This is a genomic window from Brevibacterium sp. JSBI002, assembly GCF_026013965.1.
GTDB lineage: Bacteria > Actinomycetota > Actinomycetes > Actinomycetales > Brevibacteriaceae > Brevibacterium.
The window spans coordinates 2,331,690-2,350,945 of the sequence record NZ_CP110341.1; the positions used below are offsets into that span (position 1 = coordinate 2,331,690).

Annotated in this window: 15 protein-coding genes and 1 pseudogene; 3 read left to right on the forward strand and 13 right to left on the reverse strand. The window is 63.1% G+C overall.

From position 1 onward, the window contains the following. Positions 1 to 86: 86 nt before the first annotated feature. The 3 genes from LJ362_RS10580 to LJ362_RS10590 form a co-directional block, all read right to left on the reverse strand. Positions 87 to 1,805, reverse strand: a complete 1,719-nt coding sequence (locus LJ362_RS10580) for a cobaltochelatase CobT-related protein (RefSeq protein WP_264799037.1) — start codon at positions 1,803 to 1,805, stop codon at positions 87 to 89. Then, a complete protein-coding gene (locus LJ362_RS10585; protein WP_264799038.1) occupies positions 1,805 to 2,755 on the reverse strand; it encodes an AAA family ATPase in 951 nt (316 codons plus the stop codon). The genes LJ362_RS10580 and LJ362_RS10585 overlap by 1 nt, the downstream gene beginning before the upstream one ends. Before the next feature lie 63 nt (positions 2,756 to 2,818). Continuing rightward, entirely contained in the window at positions 2,819 to 3,637 is an 819-nt protein-coding gene (locus LJ362_RS10590) for an IclR family transcriptional regulator (protein WP_264799039.1), read from the reverse strand. 207 nt (positions 3,638 to 3,844) lie between these two features. Here LJ362_RS10590 and xsc point away from each other — a divergent pair, with 207 nt between their 5' ends. Continuing rightward, positions 3,845 to 5,665 carry a sulfoacetaldehyde acetyltransferase gene (gene xsc, locus LJ362_RS10595; RefSeq protein ID WP_264799040.1) on the forward strand — a complete coding sequence of 607 codons (1,821 nt, stop codon included), beginning with the start codon at positions 3,845 to 3,847 and terminating at the stop codon, positions 5,663 to 5,665. 90 nt (positions 5,666 to 5,755) lie between these two features. On the opposite strand, the gene LJ362_RS10600 is transcribed toward xsc, so the two are convergent. Continuing rightward, positions 5,756 to 7,771 (reverse strand): ABC1 kinase family protein, encoded by a 2,016-nt coding sequence (locus LJ362_RS10600; protein WP_264799042.1) that lies wholly within the window; start codon positions 7,769 to 7,771, stop codon positions 5,756 to 5,758. A gap of 337 nt (positions 7,772 to 8,108) precedes the next feature. On the opposite strand from LJ362_RS10600, the gene LJ362_RS10605 reads away from it, so the two are divergent. Further along, positions 8,109 to 8,525, forward strand: coding sequence for a GIY-YIG nuclease family protein (locus LJ362_RS10605; RefSeq protein ID WP_264799043.1), 417 nt, complete (start codon positions 8,109 to 8,111; stop codon positions 8,523 to 8,525). A gap of 59 nt (positions 8,526 to 8,584) precedes the next feature. Here the strand turns inward: LJ362_RS10605 and dctP are convergent, their stop codons facing one another. The 4 genes from dctP to LJ362_RS10625 all read right to left on the reverse strand — a co-directional run bounded on the left by dctP (position 8,585) and on the right by LJ362_RS10625 (position 13,152). Then, the gene (gene dctP / locus LJ362_RS10610) at positions 8,585 to 9,862 is read right to left on the reverse strand and encodes a TRAP transporter substrate-binding protein DctP (protein WP_264799044.1); all 1,278 of its coding nucleotides are present in this window, start codon (positions 9,860 to 9,862) and stop codon (positions 8,585 to 8,587) included. A gap of 154 nt (positions 9,863 to 10,016) precedes the next feature. Further along, on the reverse strand, positions 10,017 to 11,621 hold the full coding sequence (locus LJ362_RS10615; RefSeq protein WP_264799045.1) for a TRAP transporter large permease: 1,605 nt from the start codon (positions 11,619 to 11,621) through the stop codon (positions 10,017 to 10,019). Beyond that, positions 11,618 to 12,112: a TRAP transporter small permease gene (locus LJ362_RS10620; RefSeq protein WP_264799047.1), complete on the reverse strand. Its 495-nt coding sequence runs from the start codon at positions 12,110 to 12,112 to the stop codon at positions 11,618 to 11,620. Before LJ362_RS10620 ends, LJ362_RS10615 begins: the two co-directional genes overlap by 4 nt. Then, positions 12,112 to 13,152, reverse strand: a complete 1,041-nt coding sequence (locus LJ362_RS10625; RefSeq protein WP_264799048.1) for a LysR family transcriptional regulator — start codon at positions 13,150 to 13,152, stop codon at positions 12,112 to 12,114. The genes LJ362_RS10620 and LJ362_RS10625 overlap by 1 nt, the downstream gene beginning before the upstream one ends. A 121-nt stretch (positions 13,153 to 13,273) precedes the next feature. On the opposite strand from LJ362_RS10625, the gene LJ362_RS10630 reads away from it, so the two are divergent. Further along, positions 13,274 to 13,987, forward strand: coding sequence for an aspartate/glutamate racemase family protein (locus LJ362_RS10630; protein WP_264799050.1), 714 nt, complete (start codon positions 13,274 to 13,276; stop codon positions 13,985 to 13,987). A gap of 140 nt (positions 13,988 to 14,127) precedes the next feature. On the opposite strand, the gene LJ362_RS10635 is transcribed toward LJ362_RS10630, so the two are convergent. The 5 genes and pseudogenes from LJ362_RS10635 to LJ362_RS10660 all read right to left on the reverse strand — a co-directional run bounded on the left by LJ362_RS10635 (position 14,128) and on the right by LJ362_RS10660 (position 19,204). Further along, complete coding sequence (locus tag LJ362_RS10635; RefSeq protein WP_264799051.1) at positions 14,128 to 14,994, reverse strand: hypothetical protein; 867 nt, start codon at positions 14,992 to 14,994, stop codon at positions 14,128 to 14,130. Between the two features lie 24 nt (positions 14,995 to 15,018). Continuing rightward, entirely contained in the window at positions 15,019 to 15,867 is an 849-nt protein-coding gene (locus LJ362_RS10640; RefSeq protein ID WP_264799053.1) for an aminotransferase class IV, read from the reverse strand. Then, on the reverse strand, positions 15,864 to 17,543 hold the full coding sequence (pabB, locus tag LJ362_RS10645; protein ID WP_264799054.1) for an aminodeoxychorismate synthase component I: 1,680 nt from the start codon (positions 17,541 to 17,543) through the stop codon (positions 15,864 to 15,866). Before pabB ends, LJ362_RS10640 begins: the two co-directional genes overlap by 4 nt. 248 nt (positions 17,544 to 17,791) lie before the next feature. Then, positions 17,792 to 18,432, reverse strand: a pseudogene (locus LJ362_RS17100) (anthranilate synthase component II); the annotation flags it as partial. After that, on the reverse strand, positions 18,323 to 19,204 hold the full coding sequence (locus tag LJ362_RS10660; RefSeq protein WP_264799056.1) for an SDR family oxidoreductase: 882 nt from the start codon (positions 19,202 to 19,204) through the stop codon (positions 18,323 to 18,325). The pseudogene LJ362_RS17100 and the gene LJ362_RS10660, both read right to left, overlap by 110 nt. Positions 19,205 to 19,256 lie beyond the last annotated feature (52 nt).

The following is a 19,256-nucleotide window of genomic DNA, read 5'->3' on the forward strand; positions in this document are numbered from 1 at the left end:
GGGCCGACCGCTGTCGTCGGTTCGACCGCCGAGGTGGGTGTCCAGACGAGTTTGGGCGTTCGCTCCCCTCGTACTGGTGATGTCGTTCAGCGACCGAGGACGGTGCGGAGTCCGTCGACGATCGCCCTCACCGAGGCCCGGTCCCCCAGAGACTCGGAGTCGAGTTCGACGCTGGTGGGGTAGATGAGACCGGGGTCGGTGCCGATGCCGACGCCGAGGATGCCGATGTCGCCGGCCCGTCGCAGACCGGCCACCGTCGTCTCGAGGTCCCGGGCGAGGTAGTCGTCATCATTGGCGACGGCCGTGGCAGAGTCGGCGGGCAGACCATCGCTGATGACGACCACGGCCGATTTCACCGCCTGCTGACTGCGGAGTCTGTCGACCGCCCATCGCAGGGCTTCGGCTTCGATGCCCTCTCGATACAGCGAGGTCTTGAGCAGTCCGCCGAGGTGGGTGCGCGTCCGCCGCCACGAGGACGCTCCGGACTTGATCACGAGGTGATGGAGTTCGTTGAGCCGTCCCGGCCGCTCGGGCGAGCCGGCCTTCTTCCACTCGCTTCTCACTCGTCCGCCGTTCCACGCATTAGTGGTGAACCCGAGGATCTCTGTGGTCACATCCAACCGGTCGAGGGCCGTGACGAGGACGTCGAGAAGCGCGCCGAGTCCGAGCGCATGAGGTTTCATCGACCCCGAGAGATCGAGCAGGAAAGTTACGGCGCAATCGGTCTCGGCCCGCTGCGAACGCCCGCGGAAGACGCGCGGGTCGCCAGGAGAGGTGATCAGCCGTGACAGCCGGGAGGGGTCGAGGATCCCGTCCTCGGAGTCGACGAGTTCATGAGCCTCCTTGGCTGCCTCCACGACACCGTGCAGGCGGGAGACGACCGGCGCCAACGGCACCGACCGACGTGCCGTTTCGGCGGCGATGGCGCTCCGGCCGCTGCGCAGACTCTCCGCCCGGACCACCTCGGCGATGGTCGATTCACGGTCGAACCGTCTAGTCCACACCCCGTAGCCGCGGGCGAGGTGGAGCTGCCCACCGGAGTCTTCCGGGACGGGAGCGAACAGGTCCTCGGCGATGTCGAAGACCAACGGCAGGCTCGGGGCGGCATGACGCTCGCGCGCCCCGGACCGCGTGCGTTCTCGCTCTTCGACGGCGGCGATCCGGCCGGCGAGCGTGCGCGCGAGGTCGCGGGCCACCTCGGCGAAGGCCCGCTGATCGTGCCGGCTATCGCGCAGGGGAAGGAGGAAGGGCCCGAGATCGGGTGAGAGTTCGAACCGGGACTCTTCGACCAGGTCGGAGTCATCCTGACCGATCGGCTCACGATTCACGACCGACCGGGTGACGAGGATGACCGTGTACAGAAGCATGCCGAGATGGGTTTCGTGCAGACGGCTGCGCAGAAATTCGCTGCGCCAGTGCGCATGACGCTGAGACAGGTTGCTGCGGACGCCTGCCTGTCGAGCCAGGGATTCGCACCGGAACTGTTCGAGGATCTCGACGATGAGGCGCTCTTCGCGCGCCGCGGGGAGCATCTGTCGGTGGAGTTCGGGATCGCTCAACTTTCGACGCATGGCCATGGCGTCCGTGGCTCCGCGCAGGGAGGGCAGCTCTGATCGGGCAGGGTCAGGGTAGAGATGGGGCGCGTTCATCGGCAGCAGACCGTTCGCATCGGCCGGTCGGTGCGCCCACAGGTCGACGTCAGCGTCCTGGCTCAGCGCCCTGAACACCGAGGCCAGCCGCCGTTCGAGGTCGTACTCCTCTCGGGCCGAACGCGGAATCGCCGACTGCTGACCGAGATCTGTCATCAACTTGCCGTCGCCGCGTGGTCGAGGTCGAGCTCACTGCCGAAGCAGCGTTGGTAATATTCCGCGACGAGTCGATGCTCGGTCGAGTCGCAGCGGTTGAGGAAGGAGAACCTGAACGCCAATTCGACATCGCCGAAGATCACCGAGTTCTCCGCCCACGAGATGACTGTGCGCGGTGACATGAGAGCCGAGACGTCGCCGGCGGCGAAACCGCTGCGCGTCAGCTGCGCCACCTCGATCATCGTCGCCACCGTCTCCTCGCCGAGCTTCGTCGCTGCCTCCGGCACCTGTCCGGTGACGACGAGGAGTTCTTCGGCGGGGTCGAGGTAGTCCAGCGAGGCGATGATGTTCCACCGGTCGAGTTGAGCCTGGTTGAGCCGATTGACTCCGTGATAGAGGCCGTTGACATTGCCGAGGCCGACTGTGTTCGCCGTAGCGAAGAGCCGGAAGTGCGGATGCGGCCGAATGACCCGGTTCTGCTCGGTGAGGGTGAACAGGCCATCGCGTTCGAGCAGGCGCTGGATGATGAACATGACCTCTGGGCGGCCGGCGTCGTATTCGTCGAAGACCAGCGCCATCGGCCTCGTCAGCGCATAGGGGATGACACCTTCTTCGAAGGCAGTGCGGGGCTGTCCGTCCTCGATGACGACTTGGTCTTTGCCCACGAGGTCGGACCGCGAGATCTGCCCGTCGAGGTTGACGCGCATGAGCGGCCAGTTGAGTCGGGCGGCGATCTGTTCGATGTGCGTGGACTTCCCCGTCCCGTGCAGACCCTGCACGAGCACGCGTGATCCGTGGGAGAACCCGGCGAGGATCGCTCGGGTCACCTCAGGGTCGAAGCGGTAGTTCTCATCGATGCGCGGGATCAGATCACTGTCGTCCTCGAGCATCGGCACGGGCATGTCGGCATCGATGCCGAACAGTTCTCGCAGTGTTGAAACGTCGGCCATGAGCGCCGTCCTTTCCTGGTCGTGGTTCAGCCTCACTGTGGCAGCCGGTTGGCCGGCCGCGGTTCAGGCCGAGTTCTCGTCGGCGCGATCGATCTCATCGAGCACAGCCATGCGCTGAGCGGCTTCTCGGACCACCGGCAGGAGTTCGACGAGATCGTCGATCGACTTTCGGATCACGGGGGCCTGAACTGCCAGCGCCTGGTTGGACCGACCGATGTCGGTGGGAATAAGCACGGCAAGGCAGACGAGACCTTCGAGGTATTCCTGCCGGTCAAGGGCATATCCAGAGCGTCGAGCCGCATCGAGCTCGGCCTCGATCTCCGCGGGATCGGTGAGCGTGTGCGGCGTGAACTCCTTCAAGAGCGAACTGGTCAGCAGTCTGCGACGCGGCGTCTCCCCGTACTGGGAGGCGATCATCTTCCCACTGGCCGAGGCATGGATCGGCACACGGCTGCCGGCTTCGAGATGCACGCGCAGCGGGTGTGAGGTCTCGACCCGGTCGAGGTAGATGACCTCATCGCCGGAGACCGCGGTGAGGTTGCAGCTCTCACCGACCTCCTCGGACAGCTGCGAGAGGATCATCCGCCGCGCTCCCTGTCTCGAGTCATTGAGCAGAACGTCCTCAGCCATTCTCCGCAGTCTCGATCCGGTGCCGTAATGGCGGCCGTCGCTGTGCCGGGTGAGCAGTCCCGCGCCCTCGAGCTGCTGAAGCATCCGGTGGAGGGTGGGTTTGGGCAGCCCTGTCTGTACGACAAGAGACTGAAGCGTGAAGATCTGGTCGCGGGTGGAGATGAACTCCAACAGCGACACCAGCCTCAGTGCCGGAGTCTCACCGGCGAGTGACACGCCTTCGTCGAACCCAGGCTCAGCCAGATCATCCATGGTCTCCTACCTCTCCGGCCCGCTGTCGGCCACGTCCCGAAAATCATCCTGTCTCGAATTATCGTACCAAATGAAATCTTTTCCGGAACTCTATTGACACCTGAGGAGCTCGACTCTTAGATTCGAGGTGTTCCGCTTTTCGAAGTGAAATGAACATTAAAACGAGACCACAAAGCAGTGGTCCTAGGACGAACAGGAGACGTTGCGATGACGGAACTGGCCGATCGAACCGAGAGTGCGGCGCTGAGCGACGCGGTCACCACTCAGAAGATCACCTCTTCAGAGGCCTTCGTCGAAACGATGGTGGCCAACGGTGTCACCGATATCTTCGGCATCATGGGCTCGGCGTTCATGGACGCAATGGACATCTTCGCTCCCGCCGGAATCGACTTCATTCCCGTGGTCCACGAGCAGGGCGCAGCGCATATGGCTGATGGCTACGCCCGCGCATCGGGACGGCACGGGGTGGTCACCGGCCAGAACGGGCCGGGCATCTCGAACTGCGTGACAGCGATCGCCGCTGCCTTCTGGGCACATTCGCCGGTCGTCATCGTCACCCCGGAGGCAGGCACGAACTCGATCGGGCTCGGCGGCTTCCAAGAGGCGAATCAGCTGCCGATGTTCCAGGAGTTCACGAAGTACCAGGGCCATGTGTCCAATGCGTCCCGCATGTCCGAATTCACCGCCCGCTGCTTCGACCGCGCGAAGTCGGAGATGGGGCCGACCCAGCTGAACATCCCCCGTGACTTCTTCTACGGGGAATGCGATCCGCAGATCCCCCAGCCGCAGAAGATCGACCGCGGACCCGGTGGTACGGAGTCCCTCGAAGAGGCAGCAGCACTGCTCGCCTCGGCGAAGAATCCGGTCATCGTCTCCGGCGGCGGTGTCGTCATGGCCGACGGCGTCGATGAGTGCATTGCCTTGGCCGAGCGCCTCGGATCCCCCGTGGTCAACAGCTACCAGCACAATGATTCCTTCCCCGCCAGCCACCCGCTGTGGGCCGGACCGCTGGGGTACCAAGGTTCGAAGGCCGGGATGACGCTGATCAACCAGGCCGATGTCGTCCTCGCGCTGGGCACCCGTCTGGGACCGTTCGGCACACTGCCCCAGTACGAATTCGACTACTGGCCCACCAATGCGAAGATCATCCAGGTCGACGCCGACCAGAAGATGCTCGGTTTGGTCAAGAAGATCGATGTCGGCATCTGCGGTGACGCCAAGGCCGTCGCCGAGGATCTCCTCGCCCGTCTCAACGACCGCGAGGTCGCCTGCGACGCCACGAAGGACCAGCGTGCCGAACTCATCAAAGCAGAGAAGGATGCGTGGGAGGCCGAGCTCGATTCCTGGACTCATGAGAAGGACGAGTTCTCTCTCGACGCCATTGAAGAGGCCGAGAAGGAGGACGGCAACTGGCTGCATCCGCGTCAGGTGCTGCGCGAGCTCGAGAAGGCGATGCCCGCCGACGTCATGGTCTCCACCGACATCGGCAACATCAACTCGGTCGCCCACAGCTACCTGCGTTTCGAACGTCCCCGCAGCTTCTTCGCTCCGATGAGCTTCGGCAACTGCGGCTATGCGCTGCCGACGATCATCGGTGCCAAGCGCGCCGCTCCCGAACGTCCTGCCATCGCCTACGCGGGTGACGGCGCCTGGGCGATGAGCATGGTCGAGGTGCTCACCGCCGTCCGCCACGACATTCCCGTCACCGCCGTCGTCTTCCGCAACCGGCAGTGGGGTGCGGAGAAGAAGAATCAGGTGGAGTTCTACGGTCACCGTTTCATCGCCGGTGAGCTCGACAACGGTGAGAGCTTCGCAGCCATGGCCGAGTCGATGGGAGCCGACGGCATCGTCGTCGACGACCTCGCCGAGGTGGGCCCGGCCCTGCAGAAGGCCGTGGACGCACAGATGAACGAAGGCAAGACCACTGTCATCGAGATCATGTGCACGAAGGAGCTCGGCGATCCCTTCCGCCGCGATGCTCTGCGCAAGCCGGTTCGGACTCTCGATAAGTACAAGGACTACGTGTGAGCGTCCGGCACGACTGAAGGTTCGACAGGCTGGGGCACCGTTGCTGGTTCAGGCGCGGTGCCCCAGCTTGTGTGCCCGGTGCACCGACAGCTAACCCAGCCCTTCCCACGTCATGCGCTGCCTGAGTGCCGGTGCGAGGACCAACGCCGCTATGACGCTGCCGGCGAGGAGCATCCACGCGCCGAAATACGTGAAAAGTTTGAGCTCAGGGGCCAGAGCGGGCCCGAAGTTGGCTGCCATGAGAATCACTCCGCCGAGGATGAGCGCGGTGGAGACGATCACCTGAATGAACTGCTCGACGGTCGAGACCAGCAGATTCTTGATCGTGGAGATGTTCAGCCCACTCGTGCCGACGTCGAGAGTACCGTCCTGCAGATGTCCGGCAATGCGAGAGATCTGCCCGGGCAGTTCAGCGATCTGTGGTGCGGTCGCTGCCGCGTAGAGCGTCATCTCGTGTCGGTCGACTCCCAGTCCCCCGACCTCGCGCAGCAGTGTCTTGCCGTTCTGCGTGACCAGCGCCAGCAGATTGAGTTCCGGCACGAGGCGAGTGATCGACCCTTCGAGCGTGCTGATGGCACGGAACGCCGTGGCCACCGAGGCCGGCATCGGGAATCCGAAGTCGACGACGAAGTCGATGAGTTCGCCGAACAGCGCGGCCGACGTCGACCCCGGGGCACCGTCTCCGTATTTGAGCATGATCTGCCCGATCTCGCGTTGCAGCTCCCGCAGGTTCACCTCACTCGGCGTGCCGAGAAGTTCGAGGATTGCGGCTGTCGCGGCCTGCGAGTTCTGCGAGTCGAAAGCCATGAGCAGCAAGGCGATTGCTCGGCGGTCACGTTTGTCGATGCGGCCGACAGCACCGAAGTCGACGAGGCCGGCACGCCCGGCGCTTGAGATGACGATGTTTCCCGGGTGGAGGTCCGCGTGGAAGATTCCCTTGCCGAGCACCTGACGGACGACCATGAGGAAGAGGTCCTGGGCGATCTCTCTGCGCGCGATTTCGGAGAGGTGGTCGACCACCTCGGCGCCGTGGGACAGAGGGGAACCTTCAACGAGATCCATGACGATGACGAACTCTCCGGAGAGTTCCTTGTACACGTGCGGAATATGGACGACGGAATCGGTCTGCGTCGTCGACCGACCGGTCTCGTCGGCGAGACGGAGAGCCTCGATCTGGGCGAGCTCCCCACGGTAGTCGAGCTCGCCCTGCAAGGAATCGACGAAGCTGCGGGCGAGTTTCGCGATGCCGATCTTCTTCGCCCAATCGGTGGTGCGGTCGAGCCGGTCGGCGAGGGTGAGGACGATATCGCAGTCGGCGCGGACCTGTCTGCGAATCTTCGGCCGTTGCACTTTCACTGCGACCACACGCCCTTCCCAGGTGACGGCTCGGTGGACCTGGGCGACGGAGGCGCCGGCGAAGGGCTTCTCATCGAACTCGGCGAACACCTCGGCGACGGGTCGGCCCCATTCGGCTTCGAGTTGGTCCTTTACCTCGGCGAAGGGAACGGGCTTCACTCCGGCCTGGAGGGTGGAGAACTCCTCGACGAATTCGTGCGGGATCATGTCACCGCGGGTGGCGATGAATTGGCCGAGCTTGATGAATGTGACCCCCGAGGCGGCCAGTGCGTCACGGGTGGTGGCGGCGATTTCTCGGAGGGAGACGCGCAGTGTCGGGATTCGGGGCCTGAGGTAGCGGGAGAGGCCGAATTTGATGAGGATCTTCTGGATCTGGGCCAGGCGATTGACGCGGCGGTACCAGGTGGGGATCTTCGGTGCGTTGCGGATGAGTGAGCTCAGGGTGCCCGAGGGCATGATGAGTTCGATCGCCAGGAGGACGAACATCTGGATGACGATGAACCAGGCGAAGAGCAGCAGGAAGACCATGATGGCGGGGAAGCTCATCGACAGGTTCGGGTACTGGTCGGATTCGGAGATGCCGAGGAGTTTGTACGCCTGGAGGGTGATGGGCCAGATGGAGAGGCCCATGATGAGGGAGACGATGGTGTTGCGGGCGGCTCCGGTGCCGGTGAGCATCATCCGCCGGACGAGGAATCCGACGATGAGCGCGCTGAGGACGCCCAGTCCGATGGTGTAGAGGATCGTCACCCGTCAGCCCTTCCGTCGTCTGTGGTCTGTGCTTTGTTCGGCACGGTTGACCATGTTCGGTGCGCTTTGGTTCGGCACCCTTACCAGCCTAGTAGATGCCCACTGGGTCAAGAGTTGCTGAGAATGGGAGTTTGCGGTGCATCGGGGCATCTGTCCGCCATCAACGACTTCGGCGGATAGTCTCAAGAGTGCATCAGCGCAGATTCCACGACTGAAGGGCGGCAGACTCTTGACCATCGGATCTTTCGGCACGTTTTGGCAGCGCGATCTTGTCGACTGGCAAGCACACTCTTGGAGGCTTCTGGGACGCCGAGGTCTCAACAAAGGTAACCTGCGAGTGGCCGACTTTCGTCGAGCTCGTGGCGTATATGTCCTCTACAACGACATCAACGTGTACTACGTCGGGCTGGCAACCTCTCAGAGAGGCATCGGCGGGCGACTACACGATCACCTAAACGATGAACACTGGGCAGGGTGGAATCGGTTCTCATGGTTCGCATTCGACGGCCCTGACGACGATACCGTCTTGGACAGCGACGGAGTAGTCCGAGTTGTACAGACGTACACGTCAGTTCAGCTCGACGCGCCAGTTCTGATTAGGGACCTCGAGGCACTTCTCCTAGCAGTAACCAAACCTATGGGAAACATCAGTTCCACGAACTTCAGCGAAGCAAAAGAATGGCTGCAGGTCGCCACCAAAACTCCAAAGTTGAAGACCTTCGACGACCTCAGAGAGAAGCTCGCCGTTGATTAGTGCCTGCGGCTGATGCTGTATATTACACCGCTACAACGAGTAAAAACGCTATCGTCATCTCACTCCGGCCGATGCTCAGCCATGACCTTCTCGAACAGCTCGTCGCTGAGCTTGTCGTACGAGGCATCCTCCGGGTACCACTCGTCGAGTGAAGCGAAGTCGCCCTTGTCGTCGTAGCCGAGCTCCGACACGGACTTCGCCCACTCGGATCCAGCAGAGCCCAGTGTCTTCGGCGCATCCGTGACGCCAGCCTTCTCAGCGGTCTTGTCCGACAAGGTCTTCGCGTACTTCGCCATCTGCTTCTGCACATCATCGTCGAAGGGCTCGACCTTGCCGTCGTTGTCCTTCGCCTGCTCGACGGCCTGCGCCTTCGCTCCGATGACGACCTCCATCATCGTGGAGAACGTCGTCGACATCGAGTCGAAGATGACCTGCTGGTAAGCCACCGGCAGCTCCGAATACTTCTTGCCTGCCGTGATCGCACCCGCCGAACGCGCAATGCCAGCGTCCGATGCAACACCGATATTCGGGGCCACCTCGAAGGTGCCCGCCTCGACATTCGGCGCCAACTGACCGAGATCGCAGTCAACGGTTCCGCGCTGCAGCGCCTCATAGGTCTCGGGGAACGACAGCGATACCGGCGTCGCGCCTAGATCGGTCACCTGCTTGCCCGCTGCAGCCGAACCGACACGCACCTGCTTGCCTTTCCAATCATCAAGCGAGGTCATCGGCTTCGAGCACATCGTCGAGTACCCACCCGCGGCGAGCATCGGAATGAGCGGAACGAGGTTCTTCTTCTCGAACTCCTCAAGCACCTCGGGCGTCTCCCACGCCGCCTGGACCCCAGCAGCGTTCGCCGCCAGATCACTGGCCACCGGCGACGACGGCAGCGTCGACATGGCCGTGCCGATCGCGTCGAAGGCCGGGTATTCGGACGGGGTGTACGACGGCAGAGTGAATGCGAGGTCCACGCGCCCATCGGCCAGGGCGTCATCGACGTCTTCGTAGCTGGCGATCGCCTGACCCCACACGATGTCGACCGTGATCTTTCCGCCCGAGCGTTCCTCAATGGCCTTCTTCACGTCGAGGCCGTTCGGCGCGAGGATCGACTTCTCCGACATCGCCGACGGCTGGAACTTGATCGTCACCGGGTCGAGGTCGGCCAGCGCCTCATCGATCTCATCTTGGGAGGCGTCATAGGCGAAGCCCTCCCCCGCGGAGTCCCCCGCACCCGATCCGTCGCCGCCGACAGATCCGGCGCATCCGGCCAATAGTGCCAGCGATGCGACCGCCGCGATGGCCTGGGCGGGGCGTGCTGCCGAGCGGAAGCGCTTCATGGGACTCCTTTGAACGAAAGCTGAGAAATCCCTTAAATTCTATTCCTTTAATTCTCAACCTTCACCATGACTCCTCTCACACCGAGCCACGGAGGCCTGCGGCAGCCATTCGAACGACACAGGTCACGGGTGGGTGGGGCCGCCTCGGCGAGGGTTATCCGGCCATTCCGCCGCTGGTGCGGCTGATGAGGTCGGGCAGCCATTCGGTCATTCCGGGCACGGTGATCATGAGGATGAGGAAGACGACGGCGACGGGCAAGAACCACAGCAGGGAGGTGAAGATGTCGCGCAGCGTGACCGTGGCACCGAGGTTGACCTCGGGGTTCTTCGCGATCGAGTGGACGATGTAGGGGATGATGCCGACCGGCGGGGTGACCATGGCGAACTCGCCGAGGAGGACGACGAAGACCCCGAACCACAGCGGGCTCACGCCCATCGTTTCGAGGGTGGGCAGGAGGATCGGGATGGTCAGCAGCATCATCGACAGGGTGTCGAAGAACATGCCCATGACGATGTAGAGGACGACGAGGACGAGCAGGAATCCGATCCGCGACAGTCCGAGGTCCGTGATGAGGCCGGTGAGGATGGGCGCGAGTCCGGTGATGGCGAGCAGGCTGGTGAGCATGGTCGCGCCGATCATGATGAAGAAGATCGCCGAGGTGGCCGCCACCGTGTCCATGGCCGATTCCGCGACCTTGCGCCACGGTTTCTGGCTTCGCTTTTCCCACAGGCACAGCAGCAGTGAGCAGAGTGCGGCGGCGGCTCCGGCTTCGGTGGGGGTGAAGATGCCGGAGAACATGCCGCCGAAGAGGACGATGAGGATGATCGCGAAGCCCCAGATGCTGGCCAGGGATGACCATCGCTGCGTCCACGTGGGCGTGGTCCGCTGTGGTTCGTCGACTCCCCCGCCGCCTCTGCGGCCGGCTCCACGGCCGACTTTGCGGCCGACGAGTCTCGGGGCGAAGACGCCGATGGCGAAGATGAAGACCGCGAAACAGACGGCGAGCAGAATCCCGGGCAGGGCTCCTGCCATGAGGGCCGGGCCGACGGGGACGGAGGCGATGCCGGCGTAGACGACCATGAGAATCGAGGGTGGGATGAGGTTGCCGGTCATTCCGGAAACCATGATCGTGCCGACGGCCATTCGACGGTCGTAGCCGGATTTGAGCATTTCGGGGATGCCGGCTCGGCCCAGGGCGTACGTCATGCCGATGGTCGATCCGGTGACGGCGGACAATCCTGCCCCGGCGAAGGTGGTGCCGATGCCGATGCCGCCGGGCAGCCAGCTGAACCAGTGGTCGGCGACGCGGTAGACCTTGCCGGAGAGTCCGGATTGGGTGAGCAGCATACCCATGAAGATGAACATGGGGAGCACGCTCAACGACCAGTCCGAAACGGCACTGAACGGGGCGGTGGAGAGAATGTTCATCGTCGCCGGGATGCCGGACACGGCGTAGACGCCGATGATCGACGGCACCGAAAGTGCAATGGCCACCGGAACGGAGAGGAAGAGGAGGACGAGCATCATCCCGATGGACCAGGCCCCGCCAATCGCGGCACTTGGGCCGGTGAAGAGGCCGATGAGGCAGACGGCGACGAGCCCGAATCCGATGGCCAGAGCCAGAGTGCCGGGCCGTTCGCGGCGGGAGCCGGTGGGGAAGAGCTTCGTGGTGTTCGGGGGTTGGGCGCCGGTGATGTTTGCGCTGCTCGAGTCTCCTGGGGGCAGGGGTGTGCCGGTGAGGTCGGTGTTCGCGTTCACTTCTCCTCCCCTGTTTCTGCGGGGCGGCGGAGGATCGCGACGGCGTCGAGGATGTAAAGCACGGCGAGGAGCACGAACACGATCGGCACGAGGTAGTACACAGGCCAAGTGATGACATCGGAGACGTCGGCGGTCGACCCAATCGCTGTGTTCTCCAGCGCCTTGCTCAACCCGAACCAGGCGAAGGACACGGACACGAGCGCGCCAAGGAGGCAAGCGAAGACAGTGAATACTGCGGCGGTGGCGGGTTTTACCCGTTCGATGGCCATGGTCACGGTGATATGTTCCTTTTGGAGCTGGGCGGCGGGGATGCCGAGCAGCGCAACGATGGGCAGGTACCAGTATTCGACGATCTCGTTGGTGCCGTAGATCGGGGCGTGGAAGATCGACCGGGCCAGGGCGTGGGTGACGATGTGGAGCATCATCACGATGATCGCCACGGCCGTGGTGACAGTCAGCCACCTATCGAGGACTTTGGTGAACGTGCTCATCAGGAGCCACTGTAGCCGTCAGTCGCGGTGCTCGTGGCGCGTGCACCGTTGGCGGCTTCTGCATCGGTTGCGGCGTCGGTCACGGTGTCTGTCCCGCTGTTGGTGACGGCAGCAGCTCGCAGCGCATCGATCAGGTCGACAACCTCGGAGGAGTCTGCCAGACCGTCGGGAATCATCGCGATGACTCGGCGGGCACCTGCCTCTTGCAGGGCGATCGGGTCGATGCCCGAGATCTGGGACCAGCGGCGGGCACTGCGGGGCAGCAGTGCGACACCGAGTCCGTTGGAGACGAGTGATTGGATGGCGCCAGGGTTGTCGGTGATGTGGCGAGTCCGGGGTTCGAAGCCAGCGGTACGACAGAGGCGTTCGGCGGTGGAACGGCAGCGCACGCATCCCATGATCCACGGCAGTTCGGCGACATCGCTGAGGTGTTTGATCTGCCCGGCTCGGTTCCAGCGTTCGGGGACGAGCAGGTCGAGATGGTCGGCACCTAGGTCGACGGTCATGTGTCCGGCGAGTTCGGGCGGTGTTTCGTCTTCGTGATGGAAGAGGAAGGCGATGTCGATGGCACCGTCGTCGAGCATGCGCAGCGCTTCAGGTGGTTCGGCCTCGGAGACTTCGTAGGAATGGTGACGCGGTGAGTCAGTGCCGGAGCCCGCGTTGGCTTCCAGCCTGCCGAGTGCTGCGGCCAGCGGGCCGATGACGAAGCTGGGGAAACCGGCGAGGCGGACATTGCGTCCGCCGAGCCCGAAGGCTTTCGCAAGGTCGCTGCGCAACCCCGTCACCGAGGCGGCTACCTCGCCTGCGCGGATGCGAGCGAGTTGGCCGGCAGTGGTGAGTCGGATACCGCGTGGGGTGCGGTCGAAGAGGGTGACACCGAGATCCTTTTCCAGCGCATTCATATGTTGCGACAGTGCCGGTTGGGACCAGCCGAGGACGCGGGCGGCGGCGCCGATGCTGCCGGATTCGGCGATGGCGCCGAAGATGAGGAGGCGTTTGGGCTCGCCGAGGTCGAGAGCCTGTTCGAAGACAGTAGCCATAAGTCCAGCTTATGTCAGAGCAGAGCTAACTGGGTCTACCGAGAGTTTCCGGTTCACGCGAGACTGGTCACAGAGGACGACTTTGATTCGTCGCGTCATCGTTGAGTTGAGGAGTGGAAGTATGCGCAGGATCGGCCTGCTGGGTGGAATGAGCTGGCATTCGAGCATCGAGTACTACACGAAGATCAATGATGCCGTGGCCAAGCAGCTCGGTGGTCATCACTCGGCGCAGATCCTCCTCGACTCGTGCGATTTCGCGGATATCCGAGTGCTGCAGGAGGCCAACGATTGGGCGGGCAACGATGCGTCGCTCGTCTCGACGGCACAGCGTTTGGTCGATGGCGGAGCCGAGGCCGTCGCGATTGCCACGAATCTCATGCACAAGTGCGCCCCGGCGATCGAGGCGCAGGTCGATGCACCTCTCATTCACATGGTCGACTCGATCGCAACGATGGCGAAGCGTCGGGGCTATTCGACGCTGGCCGTGCTGGGCACCCGATGGACGATGCTTGAGGATTTCTACACGGGCCGGCTCGAGGCGCAGGGAATCACGACTCTGGTGCCGGATGAGGCCACCTGCTTCGAGGTCGACCAGATCATTTGGGACGAACTCACCCAGGGAGTCTTCACGGACGCATCACGTGCTCGGTACATCGAAATCATGAACGACCTCAAGGTTCGCGGCGCCGACGCGGTCGCACTGTCATGCACGGAGATCGGCCTGCTGGTCCCACCGGAGGCTGCTCCTCTGCCGGCCATCGACTCCGTTGATGCGCACGTAGCCGCGATTGTGGAGTGGATGATGGCCGAGGAGCCTGCGCTTGCGCCGGCGTGACTGAAGAGTAGGTACCATCGGGTTCTGACAACGTAATCAGCCTGACCATTCTCAGCTCAAGGCCAATCAGTTTCCGCCGAGGTCGTGACCAGATCGATGAGGCGTTCGTCTCATCGATTTCGATTCACCGGTCATGGTCGTCAGTCCGAATCGCTGTCCCGCTGGTCCGAGGCGGAATCCGCTGGGCCAACGTCTTCATCATTATCACTGTCACGCGCCGACTGAGATTCTTCCAGCTTCTTCTTGCGGCGATTGAGATTGCTGCGGCTAGCAAAATAGGCGACGAGCACGAGCAGCGCGATACGCAAGGTTGTGCTCACCCAGTCTGGGATTCCCACGGAAATTCCCGGGATCCACCCGAACAGCAGATTGAACAACCAGGCGAAGAACTCGCCCACCGGAGTCAGAACCGCCTGCAACCAATGAGCGATCGGCGCGAACCTCGGCCACACATTTTCCTTCAGCCACTGGGCAATCGGATCAAACAGCCACGCAAACAATGCGCCCAAGCCCATGAACGGAATCAATAGGCGCACCAGCCTCGTCAGCCCAGAGGCCAGCGCGTACCTCTCCGGGTGAGCCGCGCGCTTGCGCTCCCTGACCTCCGACCTACTGCCAGCTTCGGGCAGCAACGGCACAATGTCGAGATTCTTACGCACCTCGGCTTCGCCGGCGCGACCTGCGAATGCGCTGGATACGTGAATCTCCTCTTTGTCCTCCATCGACCCGTCGGCGTTCCGCCGGCGCACCTTGAGCCGAACCTTCAATAACCCGGATGCCCGAACTTCGACGTCCGATTTGTTTTCGTCACTATCGGGGATCTTCCTGCCAAGGGGATACTCGACGCCATCAATGGCGACGTCAGTGACCGACGTCCGCCACGGAGCATGCTTCGCCGTCACCGAGTACTCATGACCGAATGCCTTGCCGGTGTATTCTATGGTTCCAGCACCCCGCAATGTATCGGCCGAGGGGCTCCCCTCTCCGGCAGACAATCTTGTCATCATGACGGCAGAAAACCTTGTCGGTTGTCAGTTGCCGAGTGGAACCCTATCCGCTTCCAACCAGTCTCGCCAAGATTCGAACCGCTCGACGTCGTCACCTTTGAGATCGGCGACATCGGTCGCTAGCTTCCCGCCTTCCTCGGTTTCACTGCCGACACCGCCTCGCCCGTCGACGAATTCTCGGGCCCGCCGAATTCCGTGCAGTGCGTTGACCAGCCATACCTCGTAGTTGATGAGCTCTTCGGGACGCCCCCGACGAAACTCAACCGGGATCGACCGAGCGCGAGCCGCATCGAGGATCACCGCCGAGGTCACCCCCTGCAACGCGCCCAAACCCGGGTCGGGCGCGCAAAGAATGTCGCCGTCCCACCACAATAGACTCGTCGTCGCACCTTCGATGACAGCCCCGTCCTCGCTGGTGAGGAGCACCTCGTCACAGCCGTACTGTTCGCGAGCATCCGCCCGCACACTCTCGAGCAATGCGATATCCGGGCCTTTGCGCCCCGGAGTGGTGCGCGGGTCGGAATGTGACGGGACTAGAACCCGTAACTCACGTGCCCGAGGCGGCGCCGACCGCAGTAGGAATGCCAACTTACGCTCGGATCTGGTCGAAGCTTCCAGGACATCCACACGCGGGAACCACTCCCCCGTTGATGGAATCTTCTCGAGTACTGCCGCCCAGAAATCATCGGTGGCTGCTTCGGCCATTCCCACCTGGGCAGCCACACGAGTGAACCGCGCCCGATGACGATCGAACGCGCGTACACGACTGTCTTGAACGAACCACGAATCGGCGGCCACCAACGTCCACGAGGCGATATCCTCCGCCAGCTCCTCGAAACGGCGATCCTGTTGATTCCACAGCCACACGCTCATCTTTCGGCTCCGCTCGAATGCTCGGCTACGAAAGATTCGGCCTGTCCGGCCTCCTCGGCGGGAATCAGAGTACGGAGATCACTATTGCCTGACTGCTCATCCGTTCGAGGGCGCGTCGACGTTTCGGGTGGCTCGACCTCATCAAGGTCGTCCGCGCCGGGGAACTCCGCTCTGCCAAGCAACCTCAGCACCGGAACCGCCTTCACAACGGTCTCGGCATACTCCTCCTCGGAATCGGAGAGTGCGACGATCGCCCCGCCGAACCCGTATCGCAGCGTCTCACCACGGACCACGAGTGTGCGGATGACGACGCTGAGATCGACGGCGCCGCCGAGCGAGAAGTACCCGACCGCTCCGCTGTACACTCCACGCGCTCCGGCCTCGAGCTCATCGATGATCGCCATGGTCCGCAGTTTCGGTGCCCCGGTCATCGACCCTGGTGGGAACGCCGCCCGCACACATGCCACCGGACTGGCGTCCTCGGCCAAGCGTGAACTCACCGTCGAAACCATCTGATGCACCGTCGCATACGACTCCACCCCGAACAATGTGTCGACCTGCACCGATCCCAACTCGGCCGTGCGGCCCAAATCGTGCCGGACGAGATCGACGATCATGAGGTTCTCAGACCGATCTTTCACCGAGGCGGCCAGTTCGGCCTTGATCGCCTCGTCCTCCTCCGAGGTTGTTCCCCTGGGACGAGTGCCCTTGATCGGCTTCGATTCCACACGACCGTCGACACCGACCCGCAGAAATCGCTCCGGCGAGGTACTGAGAATCGCTGCCTCGCGTGTGCGGATGAATGCCCCGAACGGCGTCGGGTTGTCCGCGCGCAACCTCAGGTACATGTCGAGCGGAGACTCTTCGCCGTCGGCCGTGGCCTCGAGCATGTTCGTCAGGCACACCTCGTAAGTCTCGCCATCTGTGATCTTCTCTTGCACCTGGTCGATGAGGTCGAGATATGCCCGCCGACTGTGCCGTGCCACGAGGTTTGAATCGCGTCGTTCCGCTGGGGTTGCGATGTTCACCCTCGCCGAGGTGATCCACCCTTGGTCGGCGTCACTGGCTTCGTCTGTGGGGATCGATGCGATCCGTGTACGTGTGAGCTCGAGCCAGTCCTGGTTAGTTGCGTGGCCGGCGGGGTCGTCAGCCAGACGAAGTGCAAGAAGGTGGATGCGGTCGGTGCCGTGATCGATGACCAGGGCACGATCAAGAAACATCATGACGGCGTCGGGCAACTCGGATTCATGCCGATTCGGCGACCCGACCTCGGTCTTGAGCTCGTACCCGAGGTAGCCGACCCACCCGAGGCGGAACTCGAATGGCAGTTCCTTACTCCCCCTGCTGCCGTTGGGGAATGTGTTTTCGTCACCGGACGCTGCAATGTCTGAGCCCGACACCACGACGGTCGTGCCTGCGAGCTCGGCATCGAGCCAGTCGAAGATCCCGGACGAATGAATCGAACCCTCTGATTCGCCACTGGCCAAGCGAACTTCGACAGTCCCCTCCGGCACCGAGGCGGTCGCTACTTTGCTCAGCGGACCGGACGGCGCACCCATGATTGAGTACCGGGACGAGTCGTTGCCAGGTAAGTTTCCGTCGAGCCAGACGGCCTCGGGTTCATCGCCGAAGAGTTCGACGAACAGTTGTTCGTCGGAGACTGTCTGAGCGAGCACATCGGTGTCGAGAATGTAGTGGTGCTGATCGTCAGTAGAGTGGGTAGTCGCTTCGGAGCGATTGAGCGCTGCGCACGTTCCCGCGGGACGTCAGATTCGGAGACAATCTCCTCGCCATCCCACGCCTCATTTACCATACCGTCACCCTGATGCTCAGTCATCCGGTTCCATGCCACAGTCAGCTCGCCGAAGTTCCGCAGCAGCGTCCGCGCATCCTCGGAAGCGATCGACTCCGGGTGGAACTGGACTCCCCACTGCGGTTTGGTCCGATGCCGCAACGCCTGGATGACGCCATCTTCGGACCACGCGATCGCTTCCAAACAAGCGGGCAGGTCGGTCACCGCTAGAGAGTGGTACCGCACCGCCGAGAACGGCGTAGGGATACCGGCGAACAGCTCGGTCTCGGTGTGACGGATCTGGGAGACTCGACCATGCCTTGGCTCCGGAGCGTGCGCCACGAATCCCCCGTGCACATGCGCAATGCCTTGATGGCCGAGGCACACGCCGAGCACCGGGATCGGAGAATGTTCGATCACCTCGGCGCAGATTCCGAAGTCGCCGGCCGCTCTGGAGTTCCCGGTCCCGGTGAAATGACGACATTGTCGAACTCGTCGAGCACGCTCAGCTCGAACTCGGCCCAATCGTTGGGCACGAGCGTCGGGGCGCACCCGTTCACCTCGGCGAGCAGGTGAAAGAGGTTCAGCGTGAACGAATCGGCATTGTCGATGAGCAGAGTTCGCAGCGGCCTCGTTGTCGCCGACGCTCCGTCTGGAACCATCTCAGCCGAGCACGAGCCGGCGGGTCGAATCCGACAAGCCACCAGCTGCCTCGGTGAGCAGGGACTCCTCCGAATCCTTACCCGCACGCACGTACCGTCCGGTGAACGCATCCAAGGTTCCCGAAGCCAGCGCCAGCGCGAGGTCCGTGACCTGCTCCGGCGAAGTCCAGTCGTCGCCGGTGCGGAAATCGTGAACGGGCATTGATTTCGTCATCGCGGTCTCGACGACACCGGGCGCCATTTCGAAGATCCGTAGCCCCTTCTCGTGCCCGAAGTGGACGACCGAATCGGCGAGACGGAACAGTGACGCCTTTGACGCCGAGTACACGGCGTACGCGGGAGTGCCTTGCGCCCCCGATCCCGAGTTGAGGTCGATGATGCGGCTGGGTCGGCCGGTCGCCTCCGCGCCCGCAATCAGCACCGGCGCGAAGACATTGACCATGAGCGCCACACCGGTGACGTTCGCGTCGACGACGCCCTTGAGGCTCTCGGGATCGGCGTCCCACAGCGGACCCTCGGTCGACTCGATGCGCCCGGCATTGTTGATGAGCACCTGCAGGCGCTTGCCCGTCTCGGCCTCGAGCGCGGTCACGGACTCACGCAGCGCTTTCACCGAGGCGATATCGTCGGTGCGCAGTCCGACTCCGGTCACCGCTCCCCCGGTCACCTCGGCGATCTCATCGGCTGCGGCCTCCGCATTGTCCGCCGAGGTGGCCGTGACGATCACGTGATACCCGGCCGTCGCGAACGCCTCCGACAAATGCCGTCCGATTCCGCGGGCACCGCCGGTGATGAGTGCGATCGTCTCGGACGGGACCGCGGTCGCTTCAGAGGACCCATCGGTCGTCGGCATGTTAGTTCCGTAGGGCAGCTTCTCAGACATTTCAGGACTCCTCGGTGCTGGTCGGGTGCAGGTGTTCAGGTGTCGTGGCGTG

What these genes read in the sequence shown, in the direction of transcription:
- LJ362_RS10580 (WP_264799037.1), bottom strand. Translation starts at nt 1,805, where the DNA reads ATGACAGATCTCGGTCAGCAGTCGGCGATTCCGCGTTCGGCCCGAGAG.
- LJ362_RS10585 (WP_264799038.1), bottom strand. Translation starts at nt 2,755, where the DNA reads ATGGCCGACGTTTCAACACTGCGAGAACTGTTCGGCATCGATGCCGAC.
- LJ362_RS10590 (WP_264799039.1), bottom strand. Translation starts at nt 3,637, where the DNA reads ATGGATGATCTGGCTGAGCCTGGGTTCGACGAAGGCGTGTCACTCGCC.
- xsc (WP_264799040.1), top strand. Translation starts at nt 3,845, where the DNA reads ATGACGGAACTGGCCGATCGAACCGAGAGTGCGGCGCTGAGCGACGCG.
- dctP (WP_264799044.1), bottom strand. Translation starts at nt 9,862, where the DNA reads ATGAAGCGCTTCCGCTCGGCAGCACGCCCCGCCCAGGCCATCGCGGCG.
- LJ362_RS10620 (WP_264799047.1), bottom strand. Translation starts at nt 12,112, where the DNA reads ATGAGCACGTTCACCAAAGTCCTCGATAGGTGGCTGACTGTCACCACG.
- LJ362_RS10625 (WP_264799048.1), bottom strand. Translation starts at nt 13,152, where the DNA reads ATGGCTACTGTCTTCGAACAGGCTCTCGACCTCGGCGAGCCCAAACGC.
- LJ362_RS10630 (WP_264799050.1), top strand. Translation starts at nt 13,274, where the DNA reads ATGCGCAGGATCGGCCTGCTGGGTGGAATGAGCTGGCATTCGAGCATC.
- LJ362_RS10635 (WP_264799051.1), bottom strand. Translation starts at nt 14,994, where the DNA reads ATGATGACAAGATTGTCTGCCGGAGAGGGGAGCCCCTCGGCCGATACA.
- LJ362_RS10640 (WP_264799053.1), bottom strand. Translation starts at nt 15,867, where the DNA reads ATGAGCGTGTGGCTGTGGAATCAACAGGATCGCCGTTTCGAGGAGCTG.
- LJ362_RS10660 (WP_264799056.1), bottom strand. Translation starts at nt 19,204, where the DNA reads ATGTCTGAGAAGCTGCCCTACGGAACTAACATGCCGACGACCGATGGG.